The organism is Variovorax sp. WS11 (genome assembly GCF_010499245.1).
GTDB lineage: Bacteria > Pseudomonadota > Gammaproteobacteria > Burkholderiales > Burkholderiaceae_C > Variovorax.
This window is the reverse complement of record NZ_JAAGOW010000002.1, coordinates 977492-1004150: the sequence shown is the minus strand read 5'-3', so window position 1 is coordinate 1004150 and position 26659 is coordinate 977492. Positions and strand designations below refer to the sequence as shown.

General features: G+C 69.0%; 23 protein-coding genes. 14 read left to right on the top strand and 9 right to left on the bottom strand.

Annotation, left to right across the window (positions count from 1 at the left end; all coding sequences use genetic code 11):
• Window positions 1–22 precede the first annotated feature (22 nt).
• The 6 genes from GXN78_RS25235 to GXN78_RS25210 form a co-directional block, all read right to left on the bottom strand.
• Window positions 23–1351 carry a tryptophan--tRNA ligase gene (locus tag GXN78_RS25235; RefSeq protein ID WP_106557218.1) on the bottom strand — a complete coding sequence of 443 codons (1329 nt, stop codon included), beginning with the start codon at window positions 1349–1351 and terminating at the stop codon, window positions 23–25.
• Window positions 1352–1358: 7 nt separating this feature from the next.
• The gene (locus GXN78_RS25230; RefSeq protein WP_106557219.1) at window positions 1359–2030 is read right to left on the bottom strand and encodes a site-2 protease family protein; all 672 of its coding nucleotides are present in this window, start codon (window positions 2028–2030) and stop codon (window positions 1359–1361) included.
• 47 nt (window positions 2031–2077) lie between these two features.
• Window positions 2078–2713 carry an L-threonylcarbamoyladenylate synthase gene (locus GXN78_RS25225; RefSeq protein ID WP_106557220.1) on the bottom strand — a complete coding sequence of 212 codons (636 nt, stop codon included), beginning with the start codon at window positions 2711–2713 and terminating at the stop codon, window positions 2078–2080.
• A gap of 73 nt (window positions 2714–2786) precedes the next feature.
• The gene (locus GXN78_RS25220) at window positions 2787–3734 is read right to left on the bottom strand and encodes a DMT family transporter (protein WP_239142900.1); all 948 of its coding nucleotides are present in this window, start codon (window positions 3732–3734) and stop codon (window positions 2787–2789) included.
• Window positions 3731–4585, bottom strand: coding sequence for a 3',5'-nucleoside bisphosphate phosphatase (locus GXN78_RS25215; RefSeq protein ID WP_106557221.1), 855 nt, complete (start codon window positions 4583–4585; stop codon window positions 3731–3733). Before GXN78_RS25215 ends, GXN78_RS25220 begins: the two co-directional genes overlap by 4 nt.
• Window positions 4586–4686: 101 nt before the next feature.
• Window positions 4687–5715 carry a transporter gene (locus GXN78_RS25210; protein ID WP_106557222.1) on the bottom strand — a complete coding sequence of 343 codons (1029 nt, stop codon included), beginning with the start codon at window positions 5713–5715 and terminating at the stop codon, window positions 4687–4689.
• A gap of 175 nt (window positions 5716–5890) precedes the next feature.
• Here GXN78_RS25210 and ppk2 point away from each other — a divergent pair, with 175 nt between their 5' ends.
• The 9 genes from ppk2 to GXN78_RS25165 all read left to right on the top strand — a co-directional run bounded on the left by ppk2 (window position 5891) and on the right by GXN78_RS25165 (window position 15905).
• Window positions 5891–6811: a polyphosphate kinase 2 gene (gene ppk2, locus GXN78_RS25205; protein WP_106557223.1), complete on the top strand. Its 921-nt coding sequence runs from the start codon at window positions 5891–5893 to the stop codon at window positions 6809–6811.
• Between the two features lie 81 nt (window positions 6812–6892).
• Complete coding sequence (locus GXN78_RS25200; RefSeq protein WP_106557224.1) at window positions 6893–7942, top strand: PHB depolymerase family esterase; 1050 nt, start codon at window positions 6893–6895, stop codon at window positions 7940–7942.
• A gap of 14 nt (window positions 7943–7956) precedes the next feature.
• Window positions 7957–8811 carry a lipase family protein gene (locus GXN78_RS25195; RefSeq protein ID WP_106557225.1) on the top strand — a complete coding sequence of 285 codons (855 nt, stop codon included), beginning with the start codon at window positions 7957–7959 and terminating at the stop codon, window positions 8809–8811.
• 141 nt (window positions 8812–8952) lie between these two features.
• Window positions 8953–10224, top strand: a complete 1272-nt coding sequence (gene urtA, locus GXN78_RS25190; protein WP_106557226.1) for an urea ABC transporter substrate-binding protein — start codon at window positions 8953–8955, stop codon at window positions 10222–10224.
• A 158-nt stretch (window positions 10225–10382) separates the two neighbouring features.
• Window positions 10383–11969: an urea ABC transporter permease subunit UrtB gene (gene urtB / locus GXN78_RS25185; protein WP_106557227.1), complete on the top strand. Its 1587-nt coding sequence runs from the start codon at window positions 10383–10385 to the stop codon at window positions 11967–11969.
• 59 nt (window positions 11970–12028) lie between these two features.
• Entirely contained in the window at window positions 12029–13249 is a 1221-nt protein-coding gene (urtC, locus tag GXN78_RS25180) for an urea ABC transporter permease subunit UrtC (protein ID WP_106557228.1), read from the top strand.
• A complete protein-coding gene (gene urtD, locus GXN78_RS25175; protein ID WP_106557229.1) occupies window positions 13246–14124 on the top strand; it encodes an urea ABC transporter ATP-binding protein UrtD in 879 nt (292 codons plus the stop codon). Before urtC ends, urtD begins: the two co-directional genes overlap by 4 nt.
• A 20-nt stretch (window positions 14125–14144) precedes the next feature.
• Window positions 14145–14837 (top strand): urea ABC transporter ATP-binding subunit UrtE, encoded by a 693-nt coding sequence (gene urtE / locus GXN78_RS25170; protein WP_106557230.1) that lies wholly within the window; start codon window positions 14145–14147, stop codon window positions 14835–14837.
• Window positions 14838–14960: 123 nt separating this feature from the next.
• Window positions 14961–15905, top strand: coding sequence for a VTT domain-containing protein (locus tag GXN78_RS25165; RefSeq protein WP_106557231.1), 945 nt, complete (start codon window positions 14961–14963; stop codon window positions 15903–15905).
• Between the two features lie 4 nt (window positions 15906–15909).
• On the opposite strand, the gene GXN78_RS25160 is transcribed toward GXN78_RS25165, so the two are convergent.
• Together GXN78_RS25160 and GXN78_RS25155 are read right to left on the bottom strand one after the other, a co-directional pair.
• Window positions 15910–17157: a M20/M25/M40 family metallo-hydrolase gene (locus tag GXN78_RS25160; RefSeq protein WP_106557317.1), complete on the bottom strand. Its 1248-nt coding sequence runs from the start codon at window positions 17155–17157 to the stop codon at window positions 15910–15912.
• 35 nt (window positions 17158–17192) lie between these two features.
• The gene (locus tag GXN78_RS25155; protein ID WP_275407603.1) at window positions 17193–20111 is read right to left on the bottom strand and encodes an FAD-dependent oxidoreductase; all 2919 of its coding nucleotides are present in this window, start codon (window positions 20109–20111) and stop codon (window positions 17193–17195) included.
• A 129-nt stretch (window positions 20112–20240) separates the two neighbouring features.
• Here GXN78_RS25155 and GXN78_RS25150 point away from each other — a divergent pair, with 129 nt between their 5' ends.
• From GXN78_RS25150 to GXN78_RS25130, 5 genes are all read left to right on the top strand, one after another.
• A complete protein-coding gene (locus GXN78_RS25150; protein ID WP_106557233.1) occupies window positions 20241–21137 on the top strand; it encodes a dihydrodipicolinate synthase family protein in 897 nt (298 codons plus the stop codon).
• Window positions 21138–21203: 66 nt separating this feature from the next.
• Window positions 21204–22034, top strand: a complete 831-nt coding sequence (locus GXN78_RS25145; protein WP_106557234.1) for an ABC transporter substrate-binding protein — start codon at window positions 21204–21206, stop codon at window positions 22032–22034.
• A 14-nt stretch (window positions 22035–22048) separates the two neighbouring features.
• Window positions 22049–22771 (top strand): amino acid ABC transporter permease, encoded by a 723-nt coding sequence (locus GXN78_RS25140; RefSeq protein ID WP_106557235.1) that lies wholly within the window; start codon window positions 22049–22051, stop codon window positions 22769–22771.
• A gap of 11 nt (window positions 22772–22782) precedes the next feature.
• Entirely contained in the window at window positions 22783–24237 is a 1455-nt protein-coding gene (gene hydA / locus GXN78_RS25135) for a dihydropyrimidinase (RefSeq protein ID WP_106557236.1), read from the top strand.
• A gap of 72 nt (window positions 24238–24309) precedes the next feature.
• On the top strand, window positions 24310–24996 hold the full coding sequence (locus tag GXN78_RS25130; RefSeq protein WP_106557237.1) for a GntR family transcriptional regulator: 687 nt from the start codon (window positions 24310–24312) through the stop codon (window positions 24994–24996).
• Here GXN78_RS25130 and GXN78_RS25125 read toward each other — a convergent pair.
• The gene (locus GXN78_RS25125; protein WP_106557238.1) at window positions 24986–26425 is read right to left on the bottom strand and encodes an MFS transporter; all 1440 of its coding nucleotides are present in this window, start codon (window positions 26423–26425) and stop codon (window positions 24986–24988) included. The two genes, GXN78_RS25130 and GXN78_RS25125, sit on opposite strands and share 11 nt — an antisense overlap.
• Between the last annotated feature and the right edge of the window lie 234 nt (window positions 26426–26659).

Below are 26659 nucleotides of genomic sequence, written 5' to 3'. Positions count from 1 at the left end.
TGGTCGCGCGGAAACTCTTCCCTTAGTCGCTCTTTTCGGCCGAGGTCTCGGCCGCCAGCGCCTCCAGTGCGTCTGTTGCCGCACGCATGTTCGCATTGTCGATGGGTTCGAGCTGCGCGGCGAGCAATGTCAATGCCGCGCCGCGCTGTTCCCGAAGCAGGCCGATCGCCCGGCCCGCTTCCTGCGGCGATGCGAACCCCAAGCTTTGTAACAGTTGTACACCGCTTTCGTCGAGCAGCTTGAAGTAAAAAAGCCCGTCTTTCTCTCGGTATTGCTTGAAAGCCGGCTTGGCGGCCTTGGCCGCCTTGGGGCGCGCCGCACCCCGGCTCCCGCCGGCCGCCAGGTTGCGCAGGCCGACCGCATGGCGCAGCTCGGCCATGAAGGGCCGGGAGATGGCCCGGGCCTTCTCGGCACCGGCCAGCAGGATCTTCTCGATGCGGGCCGGGTCGCTGATCAGGGCCTCGTAGCTCGCCCGCATCGGCGCGATCTCGCGGTCGATGCGCTCGAAGAGGACCTCCTTGGCCTCGCCCCAGGCGATGCCTTCGGCGAAGGCGCGCCGCAGGGTTTCGGTCTCCTCGGCGTCGGCGAAGGCCTGGTAGATCTGGAACAGCGCCGAGCCTTCGGTGTCCTTGGGCTCGCCGGGCGCGCGCGAGTCGGTCACGATGCCGGCGATCAGCTTCTGCAGCCGGGCGCGCGGAGCGAAGAGCGGGATGGTGTTGTCGTAGCTCTTGCTCATCTTGCGGCCGTCGAGGCCGGGCAGGGTGGCCACGGCGTCGTCGATTTCGGCCTCGGGCTGGGTGAAGTGCTCGCCGTAGAGGTGATTGAAGCTTTGCCCCATGTCGCGCGCCATCTCGATGTGCTGCACCTGGTCGCGGCCCACCGGCACCTTGTGGGCGTTGAACATCAGGATGTCGGCGCCCATCAGCACCGGGTACATGAACAGGCCGGCGCTGACGTCGGCGTCCGGGTCCTCGCCGCGCGCGGCGTTCTTGTCCATCTGCGCCTTGTAGGCATGGGCGCGGTTCAGCAGGCCCTTGCCGGTGACGCAGGTCAGCAGCCACGTGAGCTCGGGGATCTCGGGAACGTCGGACTGGCGGTAGAAGGTCACGCGCTCCGGGTCGAGGCCGCAGGCCAGCCAGGTCGCGGCGATCTCCAGCGTGGAGCGCTGGATGCGCGCCGGGTCGTCGACCTTGATCAGCGCGTGGTAGTCGGCCAGGAAGTAGAAGCTCTGCACATCGGCCTGGCGGCTGAAGCGCACCGAGGGGCGCACCGAGCCGACGTAGTTGCCCAGGTGCGGCGTGCCGCTGGTGGTGATGCCGGTGAGGAATCGGATGGGAGAGGACGTTGCCATGGAAAACTCAGCGCAGCAGTGCCGTGAGGGGCGAGATCAGCAGATCGATGGCCTGGTAGCCGAAGCTCATCAGCGGGCGCAGCCACCAGGTGCTGACGATGCCCGCGATGACCAAGCCCATCACGATGAAGAAGCCGTAGGGCTCGATGCGCGCCAGGAAGTCCTGCGCGCCGCCGCGCGGGAGCAGCCCGGCCAACACCCGGCCGCCGTCCAGCGGAGGCAACGGGAACAGGTTGAAGGCCCACATCACGAGGTTGACCAGCACGCCGCCCTGGGCCATCTTGACGAAGAAGGGTTCGGTGACGCCGGCCGCCAGCAAGGCGACGAAGAAGAGCGCCCACAGGATTGCCTGGATGAAGTTCGCCGCCGGCCCGGCCAGCGCGACCCAGATCATGTCGCGCTTGGGGTTGCGCAGCCGCCCGAAGTTGACCGGCACCGGCTTGGCATAGCCGAACAGGAAGGCGCCCGAGGTCGCGAAATAGAGCACAAGCGGCATCAGGATGGTGCCGACGGGGTCGATGTGCTTGATCGGGTTGAGCGTCACGCGGCCCATCATCCAGGCCGTCTGGTCGCCCAGGTAGCGTGCCACGTAGCCATGGGCCGCTTCGTGTACCGTGATCGCGAAGATCACGGGCAGTGCGTAGATCAGCACTGTCTGAATCATGTTGGAAATATCCACAGGGTGATTGTCTCAGACCGGTCCGGACGAACCGGACGCGAAGGGGTTCACAAGCCCAGCACCGCCACAGGGCCGCGGCCCTGTCGCACCAGCACCGGTTCGCCGCCGGTGCCCATGGGCGTGAGGTCGACCACCGTGGTGGGTTCCGACGGGCAGGCGCCGCAGGCGATCACCGCGCCGATCTGCTTCTCGAAGCGCTCGCGGATCGCCTGCGCGTCGTTGAGCGCCTCGGTCTCGCCGGGCGGGATCAGCGTGGTGGCCAGCAGCGGCTCGCCGTGCAGCATGAGCAGCTCGTCCAGCACCTTGTGGTCGGGCACGCGCAGGCCGATGGTCTTGCGCTGCGGATGGCTCACCCGCCGCGGCACCTCCTTGGTGGCTTCCAGCAGAAAGGTGTAGGGCCCGGGCGTCGCGGCCTTCAGCAGTCGGTACTGCTTGTTGTCCACCTTCGCGTAGCTCGAGAGCTCGCTCAGATCGCGGCACAGCAGGGTCAGGTGATGCTTCTCGTCGACCTGGCGGATGCGGCGCAGTTGGTCCACCGCGTCCTTGTCGTCCAGGTGGCAAGCCAGCGCGTAGCTCGAATCGGTGGGCACCGCCACGATCTCGCCGCGCGCCAGCAGGGCAGCGGCCTGCTTGAGCAGGCGCTGTTGTGGGTTGTCGGGGTGGAGCTCGAAGAACTGGGCCATGGATTGGGGAGAAGGCGAAACGGCAGCCGTGCATTCTGCCGACAAATGAAGACGGATTCGCTTGGCAGCTCGTTCAGGACTCCGCCGGCTCGATCGGCACCCGCCGCTCGCGCACCGTGAGCCAGGCCCCGGCGGCGCCGCAGACCGCGATCATGGAGATGCCGATCAGCGACAGCCGGTCCGGCACCTGCGAGAAGATCAGCCAGCCGCCCAGCATGGCGAAGGCGATCTGAGCGTAGAGGTAGGGCGTGAGCGTGGAGGCCGGCGCGCGCTGGTAGGCCAGGATCAAGATGAAGTGCCCCACCGTGCCCATGAAGCCCATCAGGCACAGCAGCGCCCACCACTCCCAGCCCGGCAGCGTCATCCAGGCGAAGGGCAGGGCCAGCGAGGCGATCAGGGTGCCCACCCAGCCGGTGTAGAAGTGCATCGTCAGCGGGTTCTCGGTGCGGGCCAGCTTGCTGGTGAGCACCTGGAACCAGGCGTTCGTCAGCACCAGGCCGATGGGCAGCAGCACCGCCCAGCTGAAGGCTTCGCCGCCCGGCCGCAGGATGACCAGGGTGCCGAGGAAGCCGCCCGCCACCAGCACCCAGCGCAGCGGCGAGACCTGTTCCTTGAGCGTCGTGGCGGCCAGCAGGGTGATGACCAGGGGCGCGATCAGCACGACCGAGGTGAACTCGGCCAGCGGCATGTAGCGCAGGCTGAGGAAGGCCAGCGTGCTCGAGGCCAGCAGCAGCGCGCCGCGCAGCAACTGGTACCTGGGATGCCGGGTGCGCAGCAGTGCCGTACCCTGCAGTGGCAGCAGCACGGCGGTGGTCGCGACGGCCTGGAAGGCGTAGCGAAACCACACGCCCATGAGGATCGGCACGCCGGCGGTGGAGAGCTTGGTGGCGGTGTCCAGGGTGGCGAAGCAGGCGACGGCCAGGATCACCAGGCCGATGCCGGCCAGGATGCGCTCGGATTCGAGGTCGCGGGTGCGCTTACGGTCGGCCGCCAGGCCTGCGGTCGTGGTCGGCCCGGTCACTGAATGCGGTCTTCGAGCAATTCCCACACCGGCGTGAGCTGGCCCGGAAGAGGGGGCAGCTTGCCCAGATCGCAATGGCTTTCGTCAGGGCTGTGGAAGTCGCTGCCGCGCGAGGCGGCGAAGCCGAACTCCAGCGCCTTGTCGGCGTACTCGACGTACTCGGCCGGCGAGTGGCTGCCGGTCACCACCTCGATCGCCCGGCCGCCGTGTTCCTTGAATTCGAGGAAGAGCGCGTATTCCTCGTTGGCGGTGAACTTGTAGCGCCCCGGATGCGCGATCACGGCCTGGCCCTTGGCCCCGGTGATCCAGCGCACCGCGTCCTTCAGCGTGGCCCAGCGGTGCGGCACGTAGCCGGGCTTGCCCTCGGTGAGGAACTTGCGGAACACCTCGTTGGTGTCGCGGCAGTGGCCCTGCTCGACCAGGAAGCGGGCGAAGTGGGTGCGCGAGATCAGCTCGGGGTTGCCGACGAACTTGAGCGCGCCCTCGTAGGCGCCCAGGATGCCCACCTTGGCCAGGCCCTCGGACATTTCCTCCGCGCGCCGGCCGCGGCCGCCGCGGGTGTCGTAGAGGCCCTCGCTGATGGCCGCGTCGTCCGGGTCGAAGCCCAGGCCGACGATGTGCACCGTCTCGTTCGCGAAGGTGACCGAGATCTCGGTGCCGGTGAGGTACTTGATGCCCTGGGCTCGCGCTGCGGCTGCTGCGCGGTGCTGGCCGCCGATCTCGTCGTGGTCGGTCAGCGCCCAGAGCTCGACGCCATTGGCGGCGGCGCGGACAGCCAGTTCTTCGGGGGTCAGGGTGCCGTCGGACACGACGGAGTGACAGTGCAGGTCGGCGTTCAGGATGGAAGACACGTCCCGAATCTTATTCTTTCTTGCATGGGCTTGCAGGGCGCATGGCGACTATCGCAGCCGCTATCGAATCAATAGCATAAAGGACGCGCCCGCGGGCGCTTTCAGCGCTTCTTGCGAAAGGCGAGCCAGGCCGCGACCACGGTGAAGGTGATCACGATCGCCACCAGCACCCAGAAGCCGTGCTTGTCCTCGGCCAGCGGAATGCCGCCCACGTTCATGCCGAACAGGCCGGCCAGGATGTTGATCGGCAGCGCCAGCACCGTCACCACCGTCAGCACGAACAGGCTGCGGCTGGTGTCCTCATTGACGTTGGCGGCGATCTCTTCCTGCAGCAGCTTGATGCGCTCCTGCAGCGCGCTCATGTCGCGCAGCACCACCGAGAACTCCTCGGTCGCGCCGCGCAGCTTCTGGGCGTCGTCCTCGGCCAGCCATTCCGGCGGCTTCTGCAGCAGGCGGAAGAGCGCCCCCGGCTCCGGTGCCAGAAGGCGCTGCAGCCGCACCAGCAGCCGGCGCATCTCGCCGAGCCGGGCGCGCTTGTGGTCGAGGCGGCCGGTCAGCAGCTCGTCCTCGATCGCATCGACGCGGGTGGTCACGCCGCGCACCACGTTCACCAGCACGTCGGCCTGCACCCGCAGCAGGTGCTCCAGCAGCTCGGCGCTCGAGCGCGGCGCGTCGCCCGACTTCACTGCCGTGCGCAGGGCGTCGACCGAGCGCAGCGGCTTGGCGCGCGCCGTCACCACCAGGCGCGGCCCGACGCTGATCCACAGGGTGGAGATGTCCGAGGGCTCGAAGCTGAACTCGAAGTGCACGTCGTTGATGACGGCGATCAGCGAGTCGTCGGCGCGTTCGATGCGGGTCGAATGCATCCCGTCCTTGAGCGTCTCGAAGAAGGTGTCGGAGAGCTGCGCGTGCCGGTGCAGCCAGCGTTCCGCCTGCGCGTGGCTCAGATTGAAGTGCAGCCACAGGTAGGCGCCCTCGGGCGGGGTCTCCTGCGCGAGCCAGGCCACCGCCGCGTTCGAATCGATCGGGCGCGACGACTCCTCGGCCGCCGGGTCGAACAGGTAGCCGCAGATCAGGCCGGCTTCGTCGCCGCCGTACGAGGCGGCTGCAATATCCCGGGGAGAAGACAAGACGGGGCGGTTCAGGAGCTGGAACTCGGAACGGAAGTGCGTGAAATGGGCGTCGCAGCATGCTGGGCGCCGCGTGTGTCAGTGTTGTGACGACGCGGGCGCTGCATTCCGTCTGTCACAAATTCGTCATTCCGAAGGGGCAGCATGGGCGTTTTCCCCCTGATCGAGCCCTCCCATGACGACGTTGCCCAGCACCCTTCGCGACCAGGACGAACTCATGCAGCGCATCGCGCGCGATCTGATCGACGGCTACGACGAAGAACTGGAACTCGAGATCGAGGACCGCAACCTGGAAGAGCTCGAGTCGGGCCAGGTGCCCGACAAGGCAGCGCGCCGGGCCTATTTCAAGGAGCTCTTCCGCCTGCAGGGCGAGCTGGTGAAGCTGCAGGACTGGGTTCAGCACAGCCGGCAGAAGGTCGTGATTCTGTTCGAGGGCCGCGACGCGGCCGGCAAGGGCGGGGTGATCAAGCGCATCACCCAGCGGCTCAATCCGCGCGTCGCGCGCGTCGCGGCGCTACCCGCGCCCAACGACCGCGAGCGCACCCAGTGGTACTTCCAGCGTTACGTGGCCCATCTGCCGGCCGCCGGCGAGATGGTGCTGTTCGACCGCAGCTGGTACAACCGCGCCGGCGTCGAGCGCGTGATGGGCTTCTGCACCGACGACGAATACGAGGAGTTCTTCCGCACCGTGCCCGACTTCGAGCGCATGCTGGTGCGCTCGGGCATCAAGCTCATCAAGTACTGGTTCTCGATCACCGACGACGAGCAGCACATGCGCTTCCTGGGCCGCATCCACGACCCGCTCAAGCAGTGGAAGCTCAGCCCCATGGACCTGGAATCCCGCCGCCGCTGGGAGGAATACACCAAGGCCAAGGAAACCATGCTGGAGCGCACCCACATCGAGGAAGCGCCCTGGTGGGTGGTCCAGGCGGTCGACAAGAAGAAGGCGCGGCTGAACTGCATCACGCACCTGCTCGGCCAGCTGCCCTACCAGGAAGTGCCGCATGCGCCGATCGAGCTGCCCGCGCGCGAGCGCCATGCGGACTACCTGCGCCAGCCGGTGCCGGCTTCGATGTACGTGCCTGAGGTTTACTGAGTACGAACACTCTCGCCAGCTGACGCCCGCGGCGCGGAAGCTGCTAAGGTGCGGGGCCGGATTCCGGCCCACGCAAGCACCATGGCTCGTCGCCCTTCCTCGACCTCTGCCGCCTCGGCGATCACCCGCGCCTACCAGCGCAGCATGAAGGCGCTCACCAACGCCACGCTGCGCAGCGGACGGCGCATCGCGGGCCAGGTGCAGCGCGCGGCCGCCGAGCAGCTCAAGCCGCCGCGCGGCCCCGGCGACTGGCTGGCCGGGGCGGCGCTCGGCCCTGGCGGCGCGCGGCGCTATCACCTGTATCGGCCGCCCGAGGTGCAGCCCGGCGAGCGCCTGCCGCTGCTGGTCATGCTGCATGGCTGCGCCCAGACCGGGCGCGATTTCGCCGCCAGTACGCGCATGAACCTGCTGGCGGCGCGCGAACGCTTCTTCGTGCTCTACCCGGAGCAGGACCGCATGGCCCATCCGCAGGGCTGCTGGAACTGGTACGACCGCCGTTTCGGCAAGGCCGATGCCGAGGCCGCGACGCTGATGGCCGCGGTCGACCAGGCCTGCACCCTGTACCCGGTCGACCGCGACCGCATCGCCGTGGCCGGGCTCTCGGCGGGCGCCGGCATGGCGGTGTTGATGGCCACGCGCTACCCGGTGCGCTTCAAGGCCGTGGCCATGCATTCGGGGGTGGCGCCCGGCGCCGCCCGCTCGCCCGCCACCGCCCTGGGCGCGATGCGCGGGCGCCATGTGCCGCCCATGCCGGCGACCGCGGTCGGCAAGGCCATGGGGGCCGCCGCGGTCTTCACCACGCTGCCGCCGCTGCTGGTCCTGCACGGCGATGCCGATCTCGTGGTCTCGGCCCGCAACGCGCTCAGCGCCGCGGAGGTCTGGGCCACGGCCACCGGCGCACGCCCCGGCATCGAGCGCACGGTGCAGCGCGGCAAGCGTCACGCGATGCGGGTGACCGAGTTCAAGCGCAAGGGCCGCACCTTCGTCATGCTGTGCGAGGTGACGGGACTGGGCCATGCGTGGAGCGGCGGCGCGCCGCGCCTGCCCTTCAGCGACGCGGCCGGGCCCAATGCCTCGCGGCTGATCTGGGCCTTCGCGTCGAAGCAGTTCAAGGCGCTTGCCGCGTCTTAGGACTTGTCAACGCCATGCCCGCCATCGCCTACGACCCCAGCCGCACGGCGCTCCATTCGCCGGAGCGTCACGAGACGCTGTTCGAAGCCGGGCAGCACTACACGCCGACCCAGTGGGCCATCGAAGCATCGCGCCTAGCCTACTACCGTGCCGAGGTCTCGGACGGCGAGCGCCAGCGCCTGGCCGATGCGCTGGCACGCGCCGGCTTCGGCCCGCCCACGCTCATCACGCACACCGATTCCCACAGCTTCGCCTTCGCCGCGCTGCATGCCGACGGCACGGCGCTGGTGTCCTTCCGCGGCACGCAGCCCGACGAGATCCGTGACCTGGCGACCAACCTGCAGGCGAATCAGGTCGACTGGCCCGAAAGCGGCGGCCGCGTGCATGCCGGCTTCGCGCGCTCGGCGCGGGCGCTGCTGCCGGTGCTGCGCGAATGGCTGGAAGAGGGCGAGGGCGCCGGCCGCAAGGCGCTCATCCTCACCGGCCACAGCCTCGGCGCGGCGCTCGCGACGCTGATCGCCACCGTGCTGCCGCCCACCCTGCTGGTCACGCTCGGCTCGCCGCGCGTCGGCAACACGGCCTTCGTGGCCGCGCTGGCCGAGGTCGAGATCCTGCGCCTGGTCGACGGCTGCGACGTCGTCACCCAGTTGCCGCCGGCCTTCTCGCTCTACGCGCATGCGGGGCCGACCAGCTACATCAGCTGCGAGGGCGAGTGCATGCACAACCCCGACGTCGGCTTCATCGAGAGCGACCGCGCCCAGGGACGCGCGCGCTACGTGGTCGACCATGCCTTGAAGCGCGGCGCGGTGCTGCTGCGCGACCTGGCGGACCACGCGCCGATCAACTACGCGCGCGCCTATTTCGGGTGACACCCTCGCCCTTGTTCTGAAATCGGCTGCACGTGCAGCAAATTTGAGAACAGGTGGACCTGTACGCCACCCGGCGTATTTCCGCCCCGTGACCGATTCCGCAGACTCCTCCGTGTCATTCACACCCAGGAGAAGAGTCCCATGCAACAACGTCGCTTCACCCTCAAGGCGCTCACGGCCGCGGTCGCGCTGGCCAGCCTTTCCGCCGTGCCGGCCTTCGCGGCCGACACCATCAAGGTCGGCGTGCTGCACTCGCTGTCGGGCACCATGGCCATCTCGGAGACCGTGCTCAAGGACACGGTGCTGATGGCCATCGACGAGATCAACGCCAAGGGCGGCGTGCTCGGCAAGAAGCTCGAGCCCGTGGTGGTCGACCCGGCCTCCAACTGGCCCCTGTTCGCCGAGAAGACCAAGCAGCTGCTCGGCCAGGACAAGGTCTCGGTGATCTTCGGCTGCTGGACCTCGGTGTCGCGCAAGTCGGTGCTGCCCGTGGTCGAGGAAATGAACGGCCTGCTCTTCTACCCCGTGCAGTACGAGGGCGAGGAACTCAGCAAGAACGTCTTCTACACCGGCGCCGCGCCCAACCAGCAGGCCATTCCCGCGGTCGATTACCTGATGAGCAAGGAAGGCGGCGGCGCCAAGCGCTGGGTGCTGCTGGGCACCGACTACGTCTACCCCCGCACCACCAACAAGATCCTGCGTGCCTACCTCAAGAGCAAGGGCGTGAAGGACACGGACATCGACGAGAAGTACACCCCCTTCGGCCACAGCGATTACCAGACCATCGTGGCCGACGTCAAGAAGTTCTCCTCCGGCGGCAAGACGGCCGTGGTGTCGACCATCAACGGCGACTCCAACGTGCCCTTCTACAAGGAACTCGGCAACGCAGGCCTGAAGGCCAAGGACGTGCCGGTGGTCGCCTTCTCGGTGGGTGAGGAAGAGCTGCGCGGCGTCGACACCAAGCCGCTGGTGGGCCACCTGGCCGCATGGAACTACTTCATGTCGATCAAGAACCCGACCAACACCGCCTTCATCAAGCAGTGGAGCGACTACGCCAAGGCCAAGAACATCGCCGGCCACAAGGACAAGCCGCTCACCAACGACCCGATGGAAGCCACCTACATCGGCATCCACATGTGGAAGCAGGCGGTCGAGAAGGCCAAGAGCACCGACACCGACAAGGTGATCGCCGCCATGGCCGGCCAGACCTTCACCGCGCCCTCGGGCATCGTCTCGAAGATGGACGAGAAGAACCACCACCTGCACAAGAGCGTGTTCATCGGCGAGATCAAAGCCGACGGGCAGTTCAGCGTGGTGTGGAAGACGCCGGGTCCGGTCAAGGCCAAGCCGTGGAGCCCCTATATCGAGGGGAACGACAAGAAGCCGGACTATCCGGCTGGCAAGTCGCTGTAAGGGCAACGAGCGCTGCCCCCTCTCTTGCTCCCTCTCCCCTTGGGGAGAGGGTTGGGGTGAGGGCCAGCGGCGGCAGTGACCGCCGCACCTTTTTGAGCGCCGCTGCCCTCACCCCCGCCCTCTCCCCGCGGGGAGAGGGAGCAAAAGCCCGACCTACGATGCTCCGACGAACACTCCATCGCGTGCTCTGCGCCTCGACGCTGCTGATGGCGCTGGCCGCGCACGCGCTCACCCTCGACGAGGCCCGCGCCATCGCCTCGGGCGACTCCGAGGCCCGCATCGCCGCGCTCAACAAGGCCGTCGCCACCGCCGACGACAAGACCGCCGCCTTCATCCAGGCCATGGCGGACGACGCGGTCAAGTACACCGAGGACAAGGTCTTCCTCATCAAGAACGACAAGGCCTACGACCCCGTCACCGGTGCCGAGCTCAAGCTGCCCGACACGGCCGAGGACGTGGTCAACAACAACCTGATGCGCGGCGCCCTCGATGCCGCGCAGGCCGCGCTCAAGCTCGCGAGCAAGGACGAGGCGGTGCGCGCCGAGGCGGCGCAGGCCCTCTTCAAGGAGCCCGACGAATCCCGCCTGCCGCTGGTCGAGAAGGCGCTGGCCGCCGAGACCAACGAGCACATCAAGGCCCAGCTCGAACGGGTTCGCGCCGCCAGCATGCTCAGCAGCACCGACAAGGCCAAGCGCCTCGCGGCCGCGAAGGCGCTGGGCGAAAGCCGCAGCCCCGACACCAAGCTGCTGCTCAACCAGCGGCTGGCCGACGAGACCGAGGCCGACGTCAGGAAGACCATCGAGGCCTCGATCAGCAGCATCGATGGTTCGCTGGTCTGGGGCGACCGCATCAACGCGATCTTCAGCGGCATCAGCCTCGGCTCGGTGCTCTTGCTCGCCGCGCTGGGCCTCGCCATCACCTACGGCCTGATGGGCGTGATCAACATGGCTCACGGCGAGCTGATGATGATCGGCGCCTACGCCACCTATGTGATGCAGGGGATCTTCCAGCGCTACATGCCCGAGTCGCTCTTCGGCTGGTACCTGGTCGCCGCGATTCCCGTCGCCTTCCTCGCCTCGGCGCTGGTGGGCGCGGTGCTGGAGCGCGGCGTGATCCGCTTCCTCTACGGCCGGCCGCTCGAGACGCTGCTGGCCACCTGGGGCATCAGCCTGATGCTGCAGCAGCTGGTGCGCTCGCTCTTCGGCGCGCAGAACGTCGGCGTCGAGAACCCCGGCTGGATGAGCGGCGGCTTCACCATGCTGAGCAACGTCACGCTGCCCTGGAACCGCATCTGCATCATCGTCTTCGCGGGCCTGGTGCTGCTGGCCATGGGCTGGCTGATCGGCCGCACGCGGCTGGGCCTGTTCGTGCGCGGCGTCACGCAGAACCGCCCCATCGCCTCCTGCATGGGCGTGAACACGGCGCGCATCGACACCTACGCCTTCGCGCTGGGCTCGGGCATCGCCGGGCTCGCGGGCTGCGCGCTCTCGCAGATCGGCAATGTGGGTCCCGACCTTGGCCAGAGCTACATCGTCGACTCTTTCATGGTGGTGGTGATGGGCGGCGTCGGCCAGCTCGCCGGCACCGTCTACGCGGCGCTGGGCCTGGGCGTGCTCAACAAGTTCATCGAGGGCTGGGCCGGCGCGGTGCTCGCGAAGATCGCGGTGCTGGTCTTCATCATCATCTTCATCCAGAAGCGGCCGCAGGGCATCTTCGCGGTCAAAGGCAGGAGTGCGGAAGCATGAGTGAGCCGCACGGCCGTTCCGAAGGCGAATACCGCAGCGCGAAGCGCGGAGGTTACCGAATGAGCAGGGTCGCACTACCTTCCAAGGGCCCGCTGCTGAGCGGCAAGGGCTGGACCGCCTTCTTCGTCGCGCTGATTTGCGTTTGCGCGCTGGCGCCGGTGCTCAACCTGCTGGTGCCCGCCGGCAGCGCGCTGCACATGAGCGACTACGCCGTCGCGCTGGTCGGCAAGATCATGTGCTACGCCATCTGCGCCCTGGCCATGGACCTGATCTGGGGCTACACCGGCATCCTCTCGCTGGGCCACGGCCTCTTCTTCGCGCTGGGCGGCTACATGATGGGCATGTACCTCATGCGCCAGATCGGCCGCGACGGCAACTACAAGAGCGAGCTGCCGGACTTCATGGTCTTCCTCGACTGGAAGACGCTGCCCTGGCACTGGACCTTCAGCGACAGCTTCGTCGCCACGCTGGTGCTGATCGTCGCGGTGCCGGGCCTCATCGCCTTCGTGTTCGGCTTCTTCGCCTTCCGCTCGCGCATCAAGGGCGTGTACTTCTCGATCATCACGCAGGCCATGACCTTCGCGGCGATGCTGCTCTTCTTTCGCAACGAGACCGGCTTCGGCGGCAACAACGGCTTCACCGACTTCAAGCGCATCCTGGGCACGCCGATCGCGACGCAGGAGATGCGCATGACCATCTTCGCGCTCACCGGCCTCACGCTGCTCGGCTTCTTCCTGTTCGCCCGATGGCTCATCGGCAGCAAGTTCGGCCGCGTGCTGCAGGCCATCCGCGATGCCGAGTCGCGCGTGATGTTCTCGGGCTACAACCCGCTGCCGTACAAGCTCACGATCTGGGTCATCTCGGCCGTGATGTGCGGCGTGGCCGGGGCGCTCTATGTGCCGCAGGTGGGCATCATCAACCCGGGCGAGATGAGCCCGGCCAACTCCATCGAAATCGCAATCTGGGCCGCGGTCGGCGGGCGCGCCACGCTGGTGGGGCCGATCCTCGGCGCCTTCATCGTCAACGGCGCCAAGAGCTGGCTCACGGTGGCCTACCCGGAGTATTGGCTGTACTTTCTCGGCGCGCTGTTCATCGCCGTCACGCTGTTCCTGCCGAACGGCATCGTGGGCCTGGTGAAGAAATGGGCCTCCAGAGAGCACAAGGCGATGCCCGACGAGGCGCAGCAAACGCCCGCGCAGCGCGCCGTCGCGGTGGAGCAGGGCGCCGAGCCCAGTGCCCTTGCGCCGCTGCCGGTGCAGCCGGAAGGAGCTCGCGCATGACGCCTGATTTGATGGACGCTGGCGCGGAGCGCATCGCGCGGCACAGCCAGCACAGCGACTTCGGCAAGCTCACCGCTTCGGGGGGCCGCGAGGCGGGCTACGGCCGGCATGCGACGCCGGGCGAGGTCGACGTCACGCACGGCCGCATCCTCTACCTCGAGGACGTGAGCGTGAGCTTCGACGGCTTCAAGGCCATCAACAAGCTCTCGCTGGACATCGCGCCCGGCGAGCTGCGCTGTGTGATCGGCCCCAACGGCGCCGGCAAGACCACGATGATGGACATCATCACCGGCAAGACGCGGCCCGACGAAGGCACGGTGTTCTTCGGCAGCACCATCGACCTGCTGCGCCACAAGGAGGCCGACATCGCGCAGCTGGGCATCGGCCGCAAGTTCCAGAAGCCGACGGTGTTCGAGCAGTTGACGGTGTTCGAGAACCTCGAGCTCGCGCTCAAGACCGACAAGGGCGTGAAGTCCTCGATGCTGTTCCGGCTCGACTCCGCGCAGTCGGACCGGCTGGCGGAGGTGTTGCACACCATCCACCTCGAGGACAGCGTCTCGCGTCTGGCCGGCAAACTGAGCCATGGCCAGAAGCAATGGCTGGAGATTGGCATGCTCTTGATGCAGGACCCGAAGCTGCTGCTGCTGGACGAGCCCGTGGCCGGCATGACCGACGAGGAAACGGCGCGCACGGCCGAGCTCTTCCTGAAACTCAAGGGCAAGCATTCGCTGATGGTGGTGGAACACGACATGAGCTTCGTGCGCACCATCTCGGAGATCGTGACGGTGCTGTGCGACGGGTCCGTGCTGGCGCAGGGCACGCTGGACGAGGTGCAGGCGGACGAGCGCGTGATCGAGGTCTACCTGGGGCGCTGATCCGCTTCGAGAACACACCCATGCTCAAAGTCAAGAACATCCACCAGTACTACGGCGGCTCCCACATCCTGCGCGAGGTGAGCCTCGAAGCGCACGCCGGCAAGGTCACGGTGCTGCTCGGCCGCAACGGCGTGGGCAAGACCACGCTGCTCAAGTCGCTGATGGGCCTGGTGCCGATCAAAAGCGGCAGCATCGAGTTCGACGGTGCCCCGATCCAGAAGAAGACGCCCTACGAGCGCGCCCGTGCCGGCATGGGCTTCGTACCGCAAGGCCGGGAGATCTTTGCGCGCCTCACGGTCGAGGAAAACCTGCGCATGGGCCTGGCCTACCGTCCGGCCGGCACGCCCATCCCCACTGAGCTCTTCGAGCTGTTCCCGGTGCTCAAGCAGATGCTCAACCGCCGGGGGGGCGATCTCTCCGGCGGGCAGCAGCAGCAACTCGCGATCGCGCGGGCGCTGGCGCCCAAGCCCAAGCTGCTGATCCTCGACGAGCCCACCGAAGGCATCCAGCCCAGCATCATCAAGGACATCGGCCGCGTGATCCGCATGCTTGCCGACCGCGGCGACATGGCGATCGTGCTGTGCGAGCAGTACTACGACTTCGCGCAGGAACTGGCCGACGACTACCTGGTGATGGAGCGCGGCGAGGTGATCGCACGCGGCCTGGGCAAGGACATGGAAGCGCAGGGCGTGCGCCAGCTCGTGGCGATTTGAACCGCCTTCGGGCATAGGCCCGCCAAGGCGCTACGCTCGGGGCTGTTGCCACAGCCCGGGCCAACGCGCCACCACCATGCACCGCCTGCGGACTTCGTCCATTGAGCCTTCGGGGAGCCTTCCGTGGAGGCGCTGATCACCCTGATGATCGACCACGCCATCGCGGTGGTCTTCGCCGTGACCTTCGCCGCCCGCGTGGGCCTGCCCGTGCCGGCCGCGCCGGTACTGGTGGTGGCCGGCGGCATCGCGGCCATCGCCGAGCCGGTGCTGCTCTTCGCCATGGTCGGCGCCGCGCTGGTGGCCAACGTGCTGGGCGACGCCATCTGGTTCTACACGGGCCGCATCTACGGCTACCACTTCATGCGTCTGCTGTGCAAGATCTCGATCTCGCCCGACTCCTGCGTGCGGCGCAGCGAGTCGCTGATCACGCGCTGGGGCGGCTTGTCGCTGGTGGCAGCCAAGTTCGTGCCGGGGGTGTCGGTGGTGGCGCCACCGATGGCGGGGGCCCTGGGCATGTCCTCCTGGCGCTTCCTGGCCTTCGAGATCCTGGCCGCGCTGCTGTGGGCCGGCGTCTTCCTCGCGCTGGGCTGGCTGTTCCGCGAGCAGATCCAGGCCGTGCTCGATGCGCTGGCCAACGCCGGCGGCGTCGCCACTGCGGCGCTGGTGGTGGTGGTGGCCGCAATGCTGGTACGGCGCTGGTGGCGCCGCCGCGCCTTCCTCAGGACCACCAGCATGCCGCGCGCCACCATCGGGGAGCTGGTCACGCTGATGACGCGCGAGCCGCCACCCATCGTGATCGACGTGCGCGGCGAGGCAGGCATCCAGGTCGACCCGCGGCGCATTCCCGGCGCGCTGCCGATCCCGCTCAAGGCGCTGCAGCAGCGGCGTGCTGAGCTGCCCTTCGAGAGCGGCGAGCAAGAGATCATTCTCTATTGCAGCTGCCCCAACGAAGTCTCGGCCGCCCTGGCCGCGCAGGCCCTGGTGGCGCGCGGGTTCAAGCGCGCACGGCCGCTGGCCGGCGGGCTGGAGGCCTGGGTCGAGGCCGGGCATCCGACCGCGGCCCATTGAGGCCTCAGCGGGTCAGGAGTTGCAGCAGCGTGTTGGCGACGACCACCGTCGCCTTGCGCAGTTCGTCCAGCGGCACGCGCTCGTCGGCGCGATGGCCGTTGGCTTCGAGCAGCGTCTCGGGGCCGGCGCCGTACATCACGGTGGGGATGCCGGCCTCGCTGTAGAGGCGCGCATCGGTGTAGAGCGGCACGCCGATGGGCGTCACCGGCTTGCCCATCACGGCGCTGGCCTCGCGGCACATCAGCTCGGTGAGTTCCTTCGCACCGGGCGCGGGCGCAAAGGGGCGCGCCAGCAAGATGCGGCGGGTCTGGACCGTGATGCCGGGCAGCGCGCGGCAGGCCTCCTCGATCACGCCGCGCAGCTCGGCCTCCACCGCCTCGGACGATTCCTCGGGGACGATGCGCCGGTCGATGCGCAGGCTGAGCCGGTCGGCCACCACGTTGGTGTTGATGCCGCCCTCGATCAGCCCGACCACCAGGGTCGGGTGCGTGATGCCGGGCGTCTGCGAGGGGCGGCCGGCGAGGGCATCGCGATGCCGATAGAGCGCGGGGAGCAGCGTGGCGGCGGCCTCGATCGCGTCATGGCCGGTGTCGGGCCGCGCGGCATGGGCGGACTTGCCGCGCAGCGTCACTTCCATATGCAGGCAGCCGTTGTGGGCGACCACCACATGGTGCGAGAAGGCGGCCGAGAGCACGTAGTCGGGCCGGCTCAGGCCCTGCGAAAGAATCCAGCCCGGGCCGGTCATGCCGCCCGTTTCCTCGTCATAGGTCAGGTGCAGCTCGACCGTGCCGCCCAGCGCCGCGCCATCGGCGGCGAGCTGCTTGAGCGCGCGCAGCGCGAAGGCGTAGGTCGTGAAGTCCGACTTGGAGACGGCGGCGCCGCGGCCGTAGAGCCAGCCATCGCGCACCTCGCCGCCATAGGGGTCGACGCTCCAGCCTTCGCCGGGCGGCACCACGTCGCCGTGCGCGTTGAGCGCCACCACGGGGCCTTCGCCGAAGCGTTCGCGCACGATCAGGTTGGTCGCGCTGCGCATGCCGTGCTCGGCCGCGAATTCGGCCGGCACGGGATGCCGCTCGACCTCGAAGCGCATGGCCTCGAGCAGGCCGGCGCTGAGCTCCGCATGCGGCGCGCAGTCCCCGGGCGGATTGTCGGAAGGACACTGCACCAGCCGGGCGAGCGTGCGCACCTGCTCGTCGAAATGCGTGTCGATGAAGTGGCGCAGGCTCGCGCGTGCGGGATCGTGGTCGGTCATGGGCATCAGAGAAAGGGTCATCAGAGAAAGGGTCATCAGAGAAAGCGGTCGATGCGAAACGGGTTGATGTCGATGTCGGTGCGGCCGTGCGCGATCAGGTCGGCGACAAGCTTCGCCGTGATGGGCGCCAGCGTGTAGCCGTTGGAGGTCACGGCGTTGTAGAAGCCCGGCACGCCGGGCACCTCGCCGAGGATCGGCGCGCCGTCGATGTTCACGTTCATGCCGGCCCAGCAGCGCACCATGTGCAGCCCGCTCACGGCCGGCAGCACGCGGCGCGCCACCCACAGGTTGCCTTCGATGCTGCTGCGCTCGGCGCGGTTGAGGCGCATGTCCGGGTGGAAGGCCGCGGTCCAGCCGCCGCCGATCAGCAGGCCGCCGCTGGCCGCCTGCTTGAGGCTCAGGTGCCGGTCGGCATGCGCGATGAGGTGATCGACCAGCGGCGGCGCGGGCTCGGTCACGATCATCTGCAGCGGCGCGCCCTGCACGGGGATCTTCACGCCCAGCATCGCGCCCACCGCGCTCGACCAGGCGCCGCTCGCATTGACGATGCGGCCGGCGCGGATCGTGCCGCGCGAGGTGCGGACCTCGAAGCCCGCGCCCTCGCCGGGCAGCCGCTCGATGGCCTGGACGTCGCAGCCGCGCAGCAGGCTGGCCCCCTGTTGCTGCGCGCGCCGCGCCACCGCGTAGGTGGCGCGCAGCGGATTGATCTTGCCCTCCATCGGGCAGAGCTCCGCGCCCAGCAGCTCGCCGGACAGGGCGGGCGACAGCCGGCGCAGCGCGGCGCCGTCGATCACCTCGGCCTCGATGCCGTGGCTGCGCTCCAGCGCGGCCTTGGCCTCGAGGAAGCGCATGCCGGCCTCGCTGTCGGCCACCATCAGGCCGCCGGTGATCTTGATCTCCAGATCCTCGCCGCAATCGGCCTCGATCTGCTGCCAGAGCTTCACGGACATGGGGCCGAGGGGCAGCGTGGCCGCGGCCGGGCCGCCGCCGGCCTGCGCCCGGGCGCCGAAGTCGAAGGACAGCAGCTGCACATGCAGGCTGCCCGCGTTGGCGCCCGAGGCCTGCAGGTTGATGTCGTCGCGGTCGACCACCGTCACCTCCTGACCGGCTTGCGAGAGGTAGTAGGCGAGGCAGGAGCCCAGCACGCCGGCGCCGATCACCAGCACCTCGGTGCGCATCGGCGCGAAAGTTGCGACCACCACCGGCCGCGCGAGGTTGGGCGTGATCGCGGGCTTGTGGCCGCCCCATTCGGGCTTCTCGAAGCCCAGCGCGCCGGCCGGCACCGGCTTGGCGGGTGGCCGGGGTGCGAAGTACTGCTCGACCTCGGGCGGCCTGCCCGTCAGCTCGCCGACCAGGCGGGCGGCGGTCACGGCGCAGTAGCGACCCTGGCAGCGCCCCATGCCGAGGCGCGTGTTGCGCTTGAGCGCGGCCAGCGTGTCGCGCCCGGCGCGGATCTGCTCGCGTACGTCGCCGAAGCGGATTTCTTCGCAGCGGCACAGCAGGGTGTCGTCGGGAATCTCCGCCAGGCGCACTCGTGGCGCCGCGTAGAGCGACCACAGGGCCCTCTGGAAGCGCTCGGCCTGTTGCAGCCGGCCGAGTGCCTCGGCAGGCTCGGGCGCCTGCAAGCCCAGGTTGCGCGCGGCCGCGGCGCCGGCCAGCTCGCCGCGCGCCAGGGCCACGCGCGAGCCGCCCAGGTCCGCGCCGTCGCCGGCCACGAACACGCCGGGCAGGCTGGTCGCGCCTTCCTCGCGCGTGACTGTGGCGGGGTAGCCCAGGTGCCGGTCCGCCAGCCGATGCTCGCAGCCCAGCATGCGGGCCAGCTCGGTGGAGGGGATGAAGCCGTAGCCGAGGCACAGCGTGTCGGCTTCGAAGCGTTGCGCGGTGCCGGGAACTGCGCGGCCCTGCGCATCGAGGCGCATGGTCTGCACGGCCTGCAACCGGCCGGGGCCTTCCGCGGCAAGCACCGCCGTGCCCCAGATCAGCGGCACGCCATGCGCACGCAGCCGACGCAGGTAGCGCCAGCCGTCGCGCAACAGGTCGGGGGCGGTGCGCGCGGCGGTCCACACCTGCCGCCACTGGCGTGGTGAAGGCCGCGCAGCCGATTCGAGCACCGCCACCACCTCGGCGCCGCCGGCCAGCAGCTCGGCGGCCAGCTGCAGGTTCAGCGGCCCGTTGCCGGCGATCAGCACGCGCTGGCCCGGCGCCACGCGGTAGGCGCGCGCCAGCGTCTGGCCGGCGCCGGTGGTCATCACGCCGGGCAGCGTCCAGCCGGGGAAGGGGACCGGCCGCTCGTAGGCGCCGGGGGCGATCACCAGCTGGCGGCAGTCGATCACCTGGGCCTGGCCGCCGACGAGCGCGCCGATCTCGTTCGGCGAAAAGGCGGCCCAGGCCTGGGCGTCCTGCTCGATCGCGACGCCGGCCGCGAGCGCCTCGCGTTCGAGCGCGAGGCCGTCCGCGAACTGGCGATCGGCAGGCGTCGCGGCCTGGTGCGAGGGCGCCAGCGGCTTGTAGAACTGGCCGCCCGATTGAAGGCGTTCGTCCAGCACCAGCACGCCAGCCCCGGCCCGGCGCGCGGCGAGCGCTGCCGACAGGCCGGCCGGCCCGGCGCCGATCACCAGCAGGTCGACCTCGCGCCGTGCCGGCTCCATCGCCGCCTCGGGCCCCAGCGGCTGCAGCGGGTCCTCGGGCGTGCCCGCCGGCATGGCCGAGCGCACCTGCTGCCCCTCGGCCACCTTGGTCAGGCAAGCGCGCTGGCTGGCGCGGCCATCCACCGTCACCAGGCAGTCGAAGCAGGCGCCCATGCCGCAGTACAGGCCGCGGCGCTCGCCGCCGCGGGTGTGGCGCAACTCGCGGATGCCGCTGGCGGCCAGGGCGGCGGCGAGTGTTTCGCCCTCCAGGCCCTCCACCGGCTTCCCGTCGTACCAGAAGCGCACAGGGCGCCCGGTCGCGGTCATCGAAGGGTGGCTCAGTCGGGCGCTCATGGGCAAAAAGAAGAAAAAAGGAGGTTGACGGCATTCAGTGTATACGTATACTGAACGTATACAAATACATCCGCCACCCGATTTTTCACCCAGGACCGGCCCATGACAGCATTCCGAGGCACCTACACAGTGCTCATCACCCCCATGACCGCCGACGGCCGGCACGTCGATGTGCCGGCCCTGAAGAAGCTGGTCGACTGGCAAATCGAGGAGGGCATCCACGGGCTGATCCCGCTGGGCAGCACCGGGGAGTTCCTGTCGCTGACGCCCGAAGAGCGCCAGCTGGTGATCGAAACCTGCGTCGGCACTGCTGCAAAACGCGTGCCCGTGCTGATCGGCACCGGCGCCGAGTGGACCGACGAATGCGTGCGCCTGAGCCGCGAGGCCGAGGGCATGGGTGCCGACGGCGTGATGATCATCCCGCCCTACTACAGCACGCCCACCGACGACGAGCTGTTCGAGCACTACCGCAAGGTGGGCGAGGCGATCGGCATTCCGATCATGGTCTACAACAACCCCGCCACCGCCAACGTGGACCTCAAGCCCGAACTGGTCGCGCGCCTCTCGCGCATCGACAACTGCAGGTACATCAAGGAGTCCACGCTCGAGGTCACCCGCGTGCGCGACATCATCGAGCTGTGCGGCGACCGCATGACGGTCTTCGCCGGCATCCTCGGCTACGAATCCTTCTGGCTCGGCGCTCAGGGCTGGGTGGCCGTGTGCTCCAACCTGATCCCGAAGATGTCGGCACGCCTCTTCGAGCTGGTGGCCGACGAGCGTGACATGCCCGCGGCGCTGGCGCTCTACAAGAAGATGCTGCCGATCGTGCGGTGGGTCGGCGGCCATCGCTACGTCGCGGCTTCCAAGGACGGGCTCACGATGATGGGCCTGCCGGTCGGCAAGCCGCGCGCCCCACGCCTGCCGCTGCCGGCGGCCGATGCGGCCGACCTGCGCCGCGCGCTCGAGCGCCTCGAGCTCCTCGACTCCATCCGCGCCTGAGCGCCAGGCGTGCCCGTTCGGCCCGTCCCCTTTCGTCGTCTCGTTCATTTCCCGAAGGACATCACCATGAAACTGCTTCCCGCTCTCGCGTCGGCAACGGCTCTCTTCCTCCTGGCCACGGGCGCCGCTCAGGCGCAGGCCTGCAAGTCGCCGGTGCCCGACTCCGCGCTCGTCAAGAAGGGCACGTTGGTGATGTCGGTCAACCCGACGCTGCCGCCGTTGCAGTTCGTCGACCAGACGGGCGCGCTCAAGGGCATGCGGGTGGAGCTGGGCGAGGCGATCGCCAAGCGCCTGTGCCTGACGCCCGAGTACGTGCGCATCGAGTTCTCGGCCATGATCCCGGGCCTGCAGGCCGGCCGCTGGGATGTCATCAACACCGGCATCTTCTACACGGAAGAGCGCGCCAAGCTGATGCAGATGCTGATCTACGAGGACCAGGCCATCAGCATCAGCACCGCCAAGGGCAACCCGCTGAAGATCGCCAAGCCCGACGACCTGTCGGGCAAGAGCATCGGCGTGGAGATCGGCGGCTTCGAGGAGCGCAAGGCGCGCGAGCTCGACAAGCAGCTCACCGACAAGGGCATGAAGGGCATGACCATCCGCACCTTCGAGAACTTCGCGATGGCCTTCCAGGCGCTGCGCGCGGGCCAAGTCGAGGTGGCGCTGTCGATCGACTCCACCGGCGCCGAATACCAGAAGCGCGGCGACTTCGACCGCGTGCTGCACGGCCTGTTCCCGACCCCGGTCGCGCTGGCCACCCGTAACCGCGAGCTCGCCGCTGCGATGGCCAAGGTGCTCAACGACATGAAGGCCGACGGCAGCTTCCAGAAGCTCTTCGACCAGTACGGCGTGAAGACCTTCGAGGGCGCGGTGAGCGTCAAGGGCCCGGCGGGCTGAGCGAAGGAATCACCATGGGACAAGGCTGGAGCTGGCCGGGATTCACCGACTACCTGTTCAACCCCTACCTGCTGAGCGGCGCGGTGACCACGCTGTGGCTCACGCTGGCCGCCATTGCCGGCGGGCTGCTGGTGGGCTGCGCGCTGGCCCTGGCCCGCCTGTCCAGCCGCCGCTGGCTCAACGCGCCGGCGCACTTCTACATCTGGGTGTTCCGCGGCACGCCGCTCCTGGTGCAGCTGATCATCATCTACACCGGGCTGCCGCAGATGGGGCTGAAGCTCTCGGTCATCGAGTCCGCCCTCCTCGGGCTGATCCTCAACGAGGCGGCCTACCTGGCCGAGATCGTGCGCGGCGGCATCCAGTCGATCCCGGTGGGGCAGACCAACGCGGCGCGCGCGGTCGGCTTCAGCAACGCGCAGACCATGCGCTACATCGTCCTGCCGCAGGCCATGCGGCTGATCGTGCCGACGCTGGGCAACAGCATCAACGGCCTGCTCAAGACCACCTCGATCACCTCGGTGATCTCGATGGAGGAGCTGCTGCGCCGCACCCAGGTGCTGATTCAGGAGAAGTTCATGGTGCTCGAGCTGTTCCTGGTCGCGGCCCTCTACTACCTGTTGATGACCACCGCCTGGGACTTCGTGCAGCGCCGCATCGAACGCCACTACGGCCGCGCCTACGGCAATGCGACCGGACCGGCCGCGCCGCCGCCCGACGCCCTGCTCGAGCAACGTTAGGACCCATAAAGATGAGCCGCTACGACCTGATCCTGCGCAACGCCGACATCGCCACCGTCGGCGACCGCTACCGCGCCGACATCGGTGTGCGCGAGGGCCGCATCGCCGCCATCGCGCAAGACCTCGAGGGCAGCGCCGCACGCGAGATCGACGCCGCGGGCCGGCTGGTGACGCCCGGCGGCGTCGACGGCCACTGCCACTTCGACCAGCCCACCAGCGACGGCTCGCGCTTCGCCGACGACTTCTTCACCGGCACGCGTTCCGCGGCATGCGGCGGCACCACCACCGTGCTGCCCTTCGCTGCCCAGCAGAAGGGCCACGGCCTGCAGGCCGCGGTCGACGACTACCACCGCCGCGCCGAGGGCAAGGCGGTGATCGACTACGCCTTTCACCTGATCGTGTCCGATGCCACCCGCGACGTGACGCAGCGCGAGTTGCCGGCGCTGATCGAGAAGGGCTACACCTCCTTCAAGATCTATATGACCTACGACGACCTCAAGCTGGACGACCGGCAGGTCCTCGAGGTGCTCGCCGCCGCGCGCCGCCACGGCGCGATGACCATGATCCACGCCGAGAACAGCGACTGCATCGCCTGGCTCACCGAGCAACTGCTCGATGCCGGCCTCACGGCCCCGCGCTACCACGCGAGCTCGCGCCCGATGGCGGTGGAGCGCGAGGCCACGCACCGCGCGATCGCGCTGGCCGAGCTGGTGGACACGCCGATCCTGATCGTGCACGTGTCCGGGCGCGAGGCCGTCGAGCAGATCCACTGGGCGCGCGGGCGCGGCCTGCCGATCCATGCCGAGACCTGTCCGCAGTACTTGTTCCTGAGCGCCGAAGATTTGGGTATCGACGAGAACGACCCGATGCACGGCGCCCGCTGCATCTGCAGCCCGCCGCCGCGCGACAAGGCGAACCAGCCTTTCATCTGGAACGGCCTGGCCAGCGGGCTCTTCACCATCGTCTCCTCCGACCATGCGCCCTTCAACATGAACGGGCCCGACGGCAAGCGGGTGGCGGGCGACAACCCCTCCTTCGACCGCATCCCCAACGGCATTCCGGGCGTGGAGACGCGGCTGCCGCTCCTGATGAGCGAGGGCGTGCTGGCCGGGCGCATCGACGTCCACCGCTTCGTCGAGCTCACCTCCACCAACCCGGCGCGGCTCTACGGCCTCTATCCGCGCAAGGGCACCATCGCGGTCGGCAGCGACGCGGACTTCGTGGTGTGGGACGTCTTCGGCGAGGGCCAGGAAAAGACCATCGCCAACGACATGCTCCACCACGCCGCCGACTACACCCCCTACGAGGGCATGAAGCTGCGTGCCTGGCCCGGCATCACCGTCTCGCGCGGGCGCGTGGTCTGGCAAGACGGCGAGTTTCGTGCCGAGCCCGGCTCCGGCCAGTTCCTGCCCTGCCTGCGGCCGCGGGCGCCGAACGCCGGCAACCCGCTGCAGAAATGGCTGTGAGGCCGGCCGGTGCGGCGCCGCGGGCCTGATAAGCTTTTCCGGCTCCACGTGGAGTTCGCTTCCTTCCCTCGCATGCCAAGCCTTCCCAGTCCGGCGCAGCCCGCCACCATCACGATCGCGCCGCTGGAGGTGCGTTCCGCCAGCTTGGCCGAGCAGGCCTACGAGCGGCTGCGCCAGCTCATCCTCGACCGCCAGATCTCGGCCGGCAGCCCGCTGCAGGAAGCCCGTCTGGCCGAGGACCTGCGCATCTCCCGCACGCCGATGCGCGAGGCGCTGGTGCGGCTGGCGGGCGAGGGCCTGCTGGTGCGGCGCGATGCCCGCTCCTACGCCGTGCGCGCGCTGGGCACCAAGGAATACTTCGACTGCATGCGCGCGCGCGAGGTGATCGAATGCGAGGCCATCGCGCTGGCCGTCGGCAAGATCACCGATGCCGAGATCCAGACGCTGGAGGCCGACATCCGCGCCCTGCACGAAGGCGAGCACAGCGAGATCGAGCACTTCCATCTGGACGACCGCTTTCACCTGCTGATCGCCAACGCCAGCGGCAACGTGGTGTTCCCGCGCCTGGTGGAGGAGCTGCGCGTCAATGCGCGGCTGTTCCGCCTGCACAGCCCGCTGCACCGCCAGCGCGAGAACCACGACGAGCATGGCGCGATCGTCGAGGCGCTGCGCGCCCGCGACCCGGAGCGCGCGCGCGACGCGATGCGCGCGCACCTGCGCAGCCTGCAGGAAGATGTGAAGCGCGCGCTCATCGAGTGAGCGGGTCTTCGTCCTGCATGCCCAGCGGCGGCGCCACCTCTTCCAGCGGCTTGCGCTCCGCGTCCACCGCCCAGCGCAGCGCCATCAGCCCGGCGATGACTACCAGAGCGGCCCCGATCGCATAGCCGATGGCCACCGCGCCGCGGCTGCCGGTCTCGATCAGCGCGCCGAAGAGCACCGGCGCCACGAAGCCGCCCGCGCCCGTACCCACTGCGTAGAAGATCGCGATCGCGATCGCGCGCATCTCCAGCGGGAACACCTCGCTCACCGTCAGGTAGGCCGAGCTGGCCGCCGCCGAGGCCAGGAAGAACACCGCCGACCAGGCCAGCGCCTGGCTGCGCGCATCGAGCCAGCCCTGCATGAAGGCCCAGCCCGTCAGCGCCAGGCCCAGGCCCGAGCACACATAGGTCAGCGCGATCATGCGCCGGCGCCCGACGTGGTCGAACAGCGGCCCCAGGATCAGCGGCCCCAGCACATTGCCCAGCGCGAAGGGAAAGATGTAGAGCGCCACGCGGCCCTCCGCAACGCCGTGGAAGCGCGTCAGCACCAGGGCATAGGTGAAGAAGATCGCGTTGTAGAAGAAGGCCTGCGAGATCATCAACGCCAGTGCCACCGCGCTGCGCTGCGGGTAGCGCCGCACCAGCACCTGCGCAACCTCGCGCCAGCCCGCGGTGGCGCGCCGGCCGTAGTGCACGCGGCCCAGGGGCTCGAGCAGCGTCCCGCGCTGCGCGCTGACCTCGGCCTCGATGGCCGCGACGATGCGCTCCGCCTCCTCGGCGCGGCCATGCGCGATCAGCCAGCGCGGACTCTCGGGCACGTGGCGCCGCACCAGCAGGATCGCCACCGCCAGCAGCGCGCCCAGCCCGAAGCCCGCTCGCCAGCCCCACACCGGCCCCAGAACCTGCGGGTCGAGCAGCACTAGGCTCAGCCCTGCGCCCAGCGCCGCGCCGATCCAGAAGCTGCCGTTGATCGCGAGGTTGACGCGCCCGCGCACCCGCGCCGGAATCAGCTCGTCGATGGCCGAGTTGATGGCCGCGTACTCGCCGCCGATGCCCAGCCCGGTCGCGAAGCGGCACAGCGCGAAGAAAGCGAAGTCGGGAGCGAAGGCGGTGGCCAGCGTGGCCAGCGCGTAGACCGCGAGCGTGATGAGGAACAGCTTCTTGCGTCCCAGCCGGTCGGTGAGCCGGCCGAAGAGCAGGGCGCCGATCACCGCGCCGCCGATGTAGAGCGAGCCCGACCAGCCGATCTGCGCTGCGCTCAGCGCCAGCGTGTCGGGCCGCTCCAGCACGCCGCCGATGGAGCCGACCAGCGTGACCTCCAGCCCGTCCAGCACCCAGGCGATGCCCAGCGCCAGCACCACGCGCCAGTGCCAGCGCGACCAGGGCAGGCGGTCGAGGCGGGCCGGGATGTCGCTGTGGACACCGGTCATCGGGTCGGCTTTGCGGGGCAGGGCATGCCCGCGAGCCTAAACCCGGCCGCAAGGCGCGCCTGTAGTCGCATGCCCCATGTGCGGGGCCCGGCCTCGCGCAGCTTCGGTTCGTCTACGCGTTTTTAGAAGACGCCGAACACCTTCAGCAGGATGATGACGCCGATCGGCACGCCGCAGAGCCAGAGGATGATGCTTTTCATGGAGGTCTCCTGTGAGTTCGAAGCCGAATCCTGA

Excerpts from the sequence above, each read along its gene's own strand:
- GXN78_RS25145 (WP_106557234.1), top strand. The coding sequence starts at position 21,204 with ATGAAACTGCTTCCCGCTCTCGCGTCGGCAACGGCTCTCTTCCTCCTG.
- urtD (WP_106557229.1), top strand. The coding sequence starts at position 13,246 with ATGACGCCTGATTTGATGGACGCTGGCGCGGAGCGCATCGCGCGGCAC.
- ppk2 (WP_106557223.1), top strand. The coding sequence starts at position 5,891 with ATGACGACGTTGCCCAGCACCCTTCGCGACCAGGACGAACTCATGCAG.
- GXN78_RS25200 (WP_106557224.1), top strand. The coding sequence starts at position 6,893 with ATGGCTCGTCGCCCTTCCTCGACCTCTGCCGCCTCGGCGATCACCCGC.
- GXN78_RS25150 (WP_106557233.1), top strand. The coding sequence starts at position 20,241 with ATGACAGCATTCCGAGGCACCTACACAGTGCTCATCACCCCCATGACC.
- GXN78_RS25125 (WP_106557238.1), bottom strand. The coding sequence starts at position 26,425 with ATGACCGGTGTCCACAGCGACATCCCGGCCCGCCTCGACCGCCTGCCC.
- urtE (WP_106557230.1), top strand. The coding sequence starts at position 14,145 with ATGCTCAAAGTCAAGAACATCCACCAGTACTACGGCGGCTCCCACATC.
- hydA (WP_106557236.1), top strand. The coding sequence starts at position 22,783 with ATGAGCCGCTACGACCTGATCCTGCGCAACGCCGACATCGCCACCGTC.
- GXN78_RS25225 (WP_106557220.1), bottom strand. The coding sequence starts at position 2,713 with ATGGCCCAGTTCTTCGAGCTCCACCCCGACAACCCACAACAGCGCCTG.
- GXN78_RS25235 (WP_106557218.1), bottom strand. The coding sequence starts at position 1,351 with ATGGCAACGTCCTCTCCCATCCGATTCCTCACCGGCATCACCACCAGC.
- GXN78_RS25130 (WP_106557237.1), top strand. The coding sequence starts at position 24,310 with ATGCCAAGCCTTCCCAGTCCGGCGCAGCCCGCCACCATCACGATCGCG.
- GXN78_RS25140 (WP_106557235.1), top strand. The coding sequence starts at position 22,049 with ATGGGACAAGGCTGGAGCTGGCCGGGATTCACCGACTACCTGTTCAAC.
- urtB (WP_106557227.1), top strand. The coding sequence starts at position 10,383 with ATGCTCCGACGAACACTCCATCGCGTGCTCTGCGCCTCGACGCTGCTG.
- GXN78_RS25195 (WP_106557225.1), top strand. The coding sequence starts at position 7,957 with ATGCCCGCCATCGCCTACGACCCCAGCCGCACGGCGCTCCATTCGCCG.
- GXN78_RS25160 (WP_106557317.1), bottom strand. The coding sequence starts at position 17,157 with ATGACCGACCACGATCCCGCACGCGCGAGCCTGCGCCACTTCATCGAC.
- urtC (WP_106557228.1), top strand. The coding sequence starts at position 12,029 with ATGAGCAGGGTCGCACTACCTTCCAAGGGCCCGCTGCTGAGCGGCAAG.
- GXN78_RS25155 (WP_275407603.1), bottom strand. The coding sequence starts at position 20,111 with ATGACCGCGACCGGGCGCCCTGTGCGCTTCTGGTACGACGGGAAGCCG.
- urtA (WP_106557226.1), top strand. The coding sequence starts at position 8,953 with ATGCAACAACGTCGCTTCACCCTCAAGGCGCTCACGGCCGCGGTCGCG.